General features: G+C 40.2%; 5 protein-coding genes. 1 reads left to right on the plus strand and 4 read right to left on the minus strand.

The window, feature by feature from the left end:
- Window positions 1–186 precede the first annotated feature (186 nt).
- Entirely contained in the window at window positions 187–570 is a 384-nt protein-coding gene (gloA2, locus tag GPLA_RS05620) for an SMU1112c/YaeR family gloxylase I-like metalloprotein (RefSeq protein ID WP_007103888.1), read from the minus strand.
- A gap of 185 nt (window positions 571–755) precedes the next feature.
- Here gloA2 and suhB point away from each other — a divergent pair, with 185 nt between their 5' ends.
- Window positions 756–1,535, plus strand: a complete 780-nt coding sequence (suhB, locus tag GPLA_RS05625; RefSeq protein WP_007103889.1) for an inositol-1-monophosphatase — start codon at window positions 756–758, stop codon at window positions 1,533–1,535.
- A 399-nt stretch (window positions 1,536–1,934) separates the two neighbouring features.
- Here suhB and GPLA_RS23920 read toward each other — a convergent pair whose 3' ends face one another.
- From GPLA_RS23920 to GPLA_RS05635, 3 genes are all read right to left on the minus strand, one after another.
- On the minus strand, window positions 1,935–3,233 hold the full coding sequence (locus GPLA_RS23920) for a nuclease-related domain-containing protein (protein ID WP_226993063.1): 1,299 nt from the start codon (window positions 3,231–3,233) through the stop codon (window positions 1,935–1,937).
- 58 nt (window positions 3,234–3,291) lie between these two features.
- Window positions 3,292–4,104, minus strand: a complete 813-nt coding sequence (locus tag GPLA_RS23925) for a hypothetical protein (protein WP_051997642.1) — start codon at window positions 4,102–4,104, stop codon at window positions 3,292–3,294.
- A gap of 503 nt (window positions 4,105–4,607) precedes the next feature.
- Window positions 4,608–5,592: ATP-dependent DNA helicase (locus GPLA_RS05635; RefSeq protein WP_040513973.1), on the minus strand; the 985-nt coding region annotated here is incomplete at its 5' end.

The following is a 5,592-nucleotide window of genomic DNA, read 5'->3' on the forward strand; positions in this document are numbered from 1 at the left end:
CATCAACTGAAAAATCATCCTGCTCTAATACTTGGGATATTCGTGTGATTTCAGCATTAGAAAGGTACTTAGCATAAAGGTGAACCTTGGTCTGGCTGCACCCCATAAGTAGCATTAGCCCTATCGCCGTGACATACCATCTCATATTAGTTCCTTCTAAATTGCATCGTCGTTCGATACGCGTGATTATGCTTGATATAGCTCAAGCGGTAATCCATCAGGATCAGCAAAAAAGGTGAATTTTTTACCTGTATATTCATCAATTCTAATGGGTTCGACTGCAATACCTTTAGCCGTCAAATGCGCAACTGACTCCTCTACGTTATCCACCACAAACGCTAAATGACGCAGCCCCTGTGCCTCTGGACGACTTGGGCGATGTGGTGCGCCTGGGAATGAAAACAGCTCTATTTGTCCGCCATCAGGTAATATTATATCCAGTTTGTACGAATCGCGATGCGCCCGATAATTCTCTGCAATAATACGTAATTCCAGTGTTTCAGTATAAAAAATTTTTGAGCGTGAGTAATCTGAGCAAATTATCGCCGCGTGGTGGATCCGTTTTAGCATAAGGCACCTTTATTGCAGAATTTAAAGGCTTTACGCTAACATGGTTTGTGATAAATCCAGATTATGATTGCTAATATCCTGTGCTTTGGTAAACTGCGCGGCGATTTTTTGTTCAGTGTTTATGTGTTTCTTCCGACATTGGCAAATTTGTATCTTAACGTTCTTTTAAAATTGGTGGTTTTACTATGCATCCTATGCTGAATATAGCAGTGCGCGCAGCGCGTTCTGCGGGCAACGTCATTGCTCGTGGTTTCGAAAATCAATCTGAATTAATGATTGAAGCCAAAGGCAGTAACGACTTTGTGACACGAATTGATAAAGAAGCCGAGCAAGCAATTATTCGCAAAATTCAGCAATCATACCCTGATCATTGTTTTGTCGGAGAAGAAGGGGGCGTAGTAGAAGGTAGCGACACTGATTATAAATGGATCATTGACCCGCTCGATGGCACCACTAATTTTATCAAAGGGATCCCCCATTTCGCGGTATCTATCGCACTAATGCATAAAGGTCGTTTAGACCAAGCCGTTGTATTCGATCCGATTCGCGGTGAATTATTCACTGCAAGCAAAGGCGGCGGTGCGCAACTTAACGGTTTCCGTATTCGCTCAAGCAAAGCAAAAGAACTCAATCAAACCATTTTGGCTACTGCATTACCTTATAAAAACAAAGAATCCTTGCCAACATACTTAGAAAGCTTCCGCAAAATCTTTTTCCAAGCTGGCGATATTCGTCGTAGTGGCTCAGCAGCACTTGATTTGGCTTACGTCGCGTCTGGTCGTTATGACGGTTATTGGGAGAGCGGCCTAAAGCCTTGGGATATCGCAGCAGGTGAATTACTGGTGCGCGAGTCAGGTGGCTTGGTAACTGATTTTAAAGGCGGTAATGATCCCATGTTAAAAGGTGAGATTGTTGCTGGTAGTGCTAAAGTAGTGCAAACCTTGGTTAAACACCTTAAGGGTTAATCAGCGAATATATCGTTCGGTTATAAAAAACGAGTCATATGGAGTATATAGTAGAAACCATGTTTATTCGCGTGTGAGTGAGTGAATAACTATATATGACAAGGCTTAGCTAAAACAACGCTGACGTACACACTATGTATAATGGTGTGTACCTTTTTTTTATGCAACGCAATGTCGGTCGTCGTGCGATCCCTCTTGGTAGGAGTTTACACTACCTGATAATGCGAAACCTCTAGCTCACTTTTGCCCCTTTTCAATTTAGGGTGTTTCCCCATCACACTTCAAGGCTGGTAATTTCACCTGATTTTTATAATCAATGTAGTGTCTAGTGAAGTGGGGCTTATCACTATGTATAACCCCTAGTTCGCTCTACCATCGGCTAAATTCAGTTAGTGTAAGTTAAATACAGCATCGTTTGAATTTTTTACCACTACCACAGGGGCATGATGAGTTACGCCCTATTTTTGTCCTAATAGCCTGCTTACCTTTAAAGTCGACTTTCCCATTTTTTACTTCATGTGCACCACTTATCTTAGGTAGGCTCTCTACCATTTTATCCATCTTGACGGAAGGTTCCCATTTTGAGCGATGATAGGTAGCAAACCTAAATCTTGATGACACGGGACTAAAGCATAAACCTACCCACTCATCTGCTTTACATGTGTACTTTCTTTTCTCACAGTGTGTTACTAGACGTTTACCAGATAACTCATCCTCATCATTGTTGACATGGATTGTTAAGCCTTTTTTTGCTTCTAGTATTGGTAAAGTCGCGTCATGATGCTTATTGTCCTTTTTATTTAGCTCAACCATTTGTGAAATAGCATCATTAATGATGTTTCCAGAGTCTTCACTGAGTGACAGAATGTGGAATCCTAATTTCATGAGGCCAAGGTCACAAGAGTTTTTGATATCATCAAGAATGTTACCAATGAGGGTTCCAGAATAAATTGTAAGAATTCCTCTTGGCGTTTTAGGGACATGATCAAAACCATCTTCACGCCTCGCTAACATCGCCAACTCTAGTGTTGCAGAGACGTCATCATCAAGCACTACCATGTCTGGGTTTTCGTCAAAAAATAGGTTTTGAATGATATAGCAGGAGAGTGTTGTTAATTCATGATTAGAATGAATTGAATCACCATGGTTGCTTCTCTTGGTAACGAAATCTAAAAAATACAATGGTGAACTTAACATTTCTGTCATCATATCTATCAAAAACACATCCATTACATATGGATGCTTTATAGTTTCCGTTACGGTATGTCTCAAGAAGTGTTGAGCTTGGGAGGCTAAAGCTGGGTAATGGTCGGAAACAATACATACAGGGAAAATCGATTCGTAATCATCACCAAAAGCAATAACCTTCCCTTCTGCGTCTTTAAACTTAACATCTTTTTTTTGTAACAGCTCTGCACAGAGGTAGCTTTGGTCATAAGCATCTTGAACAGCGGCTTTGAAATCGGACTTAAGTTGTTTTGAGTTTCCTTTGCGGGCTGCAATAGTAAGCTTCTTTGATTTCGCTTGTATCACGATTGCATATTTACCATGAACTACCAGAACATCTATTTCACCCGCTCTGTTTTTCCCATCGTATATATCAATATTTGTGTATACATTTTGAGGAGGGAACACTTTTCTTAGACAGTCAGCGGTGAAATCTTCTGTGAATTCTCCTCTGTGATCGCTTGCAGTCATCTTATAACTACTATCAGCATTAAACCAAAAGAAGGGGCTTTCATATAGAGATTCCCAATTAGAAGATGAATAAAAAGGAAGCATATAAACCATCATCTAACTTTACGATCGGAAAGGCGTTTCTATGATTGAAATCATCAGCGCTAGAGAAATCATTCATACCACTAGTTGGCGATGCAGACAGTGCAGAAAGAACATTGATAGTAACTTCTTTGCTAAGCTCTGAATGGCTATGGAGTTCATCTGCGCTAAAACAAAAGGCTGATGAGAAGGGAGCTTGATTGTCCTTTTGAAAAATATTTGGAACTAAGGTGTTTAGCTTTTCCAATTGAAGCTTATCTATTACTTCTAAAACGGATATGGCATCTTCAATTACAAACCCTTTATTCTCCTTGAGCCATGGGTTGTCTTTTTGGTATCTAATTTTTACTAAATCACGATACTGATGTTTAAAAACGCTCTCTCCGCTATAAAATATAGCTTCTCTCATAAACGAGGAACCGTTTACTAAATTCTTAAATGATTCTAGCTTTTCAGTCGTTTCCTCAAAGTCCTCTGCATTGTAGAATGACCAATGTAACTCTTCGAATAACTCATAGACCCGTTGGGCGTGTTCAACTGTTTCATTGACTGTTAGGCAACTACCAGTAACTCCAGTTTTACACATCAAACCATATAGTGTGGCTAGCTCGGTACGGCATAATTTAGAACGATCAAAATTATTGGCAAAGGCATCTTCATCTATGATGCCATTTCTCCCGTGGACGAATGTATCTTTCCAGCATAAGAGTGATAAAACATCGATAAATCCTTCCTTGGACGATAAGCGCTCTAGCTCATCGAAAATGTCTTGTTCCTTTCTTTTCGTCATTGCTTAATCGTCCTTTAGTATTCAATATCCATATACCATAGATGAATTAAACCTCTGATATAGATGGTTAAATTAGATCGTTGTGTTACTAATTCAAACTTTAACCTAGTGTTTAAGACACTCTGTCGGATGTTGAAATACTTGTCAAATTCTTCCCACAAAGGTGATAAGTCGGTTAGTGGTAGTCAGAGCTTATTTGAAAATGTTTTTCGCTTTTTACGATAAAGTGGGCTTGTTGGACTATTCCAAGCCGAGTTTCTAATACCTGGAATAATCCGCTATTTACTAGTTTTGCAAAGCCACTGACACATTTCTGTCCAGAATTGTGTTGGAAATTAGTGCACAATTATTGTGTTCACCAACGGACTTTTGATGGTCGCTCAACTACAGGAAAATCTTGCTACGCAAGAACGCAGAATAAGATATGGATAACGCTTCGCGTTAACACACAACTTATCTCCGCTTGTACCTGTAGTCACTCCCTAATGTAACAAATTTTATTTTTATCTTTTTAAAAGCTCAACAAGATAGCTATTACGCCGATGAGAATGACTAGGTGCCTCAGTAATGGCTTTAAAATCATCTTCAGTCCCAACAATGTGGATTTCATTTTCAGCCCTGGTGATAGCTGTATAGAGCCATGCTCTGTCAACGATTTTGCCTTTTTGTAAAGCAATGATAATACGTGGGAACTGAGAACCTTGTGCCTTGTGGAGCGTTATCGCATAACCCAGTTCCATACAATCAAGTACGGCTTGAGTCACTTCAATCTTATCTCCGGTATCGAGTGTCACTTCACCATAACCCTCTCCAGATGCCTCAACACTTGTGAGGACACCAAGCGAGCCGTTTTGAATGCCTTTGTCATAGTGATTCTGCGTAAACAAAATAGTGTCATTAAGTCGCAGATTTTGAAAAAATTTCTCACCATGCATTACAAATTCAAGCCTGCTACCACTGTGATTCACAGCCTCTTGGGTAAGCTTGTTGATTTCAGCAACCAGTGCTTTTGTTGGTGCCATGACACGGCTATTTTCAGGAGACTGCTGATACAATTCACAGCAGACTTGAGATATCGCTTTCTTATAGGTTTGGTGAAAATGAATTGCGCCAGTAGTAAGTTGCTCGGGTACTTTTCCCTGATTAATTAGTTTCGAATACTCAGGGATACCCGTAGAGCCTTTCTGGCGCTTCACAATGTCGAGCATTGTGTTTTCAATCGCTTTAGATGCAACAATATCCGCTAGCACTTTACCGCAACCTATTGGCGGAAGCTGATCGGGATCACCTGTAAAGATAATTCGCACTGAGGGGTGAATATAATTTACCAAGCGGTACATAGTCGGTAAATCAATCATGCTGGCTTCATCAATAACAAGCAGATGTTTTTGTATAGCTGAATCAATAGGATCATCTTTCAGGAACGCGGCAATCGTTGATGTGATAAAACCAATTGACTCATGTAAGCGCATTGACGCACGACCACTC

This window comes from Paraglaciecola polaris LMG 21857 (assembly GCF_000315055.1).
Taxonomy (GTDB): Bacteria; Pseudomonadota; Gammaproteobacteria; order Enterobacterales; family Alteromonadaceae; genus Paraglaciecola; species Paraglaciecola polaris.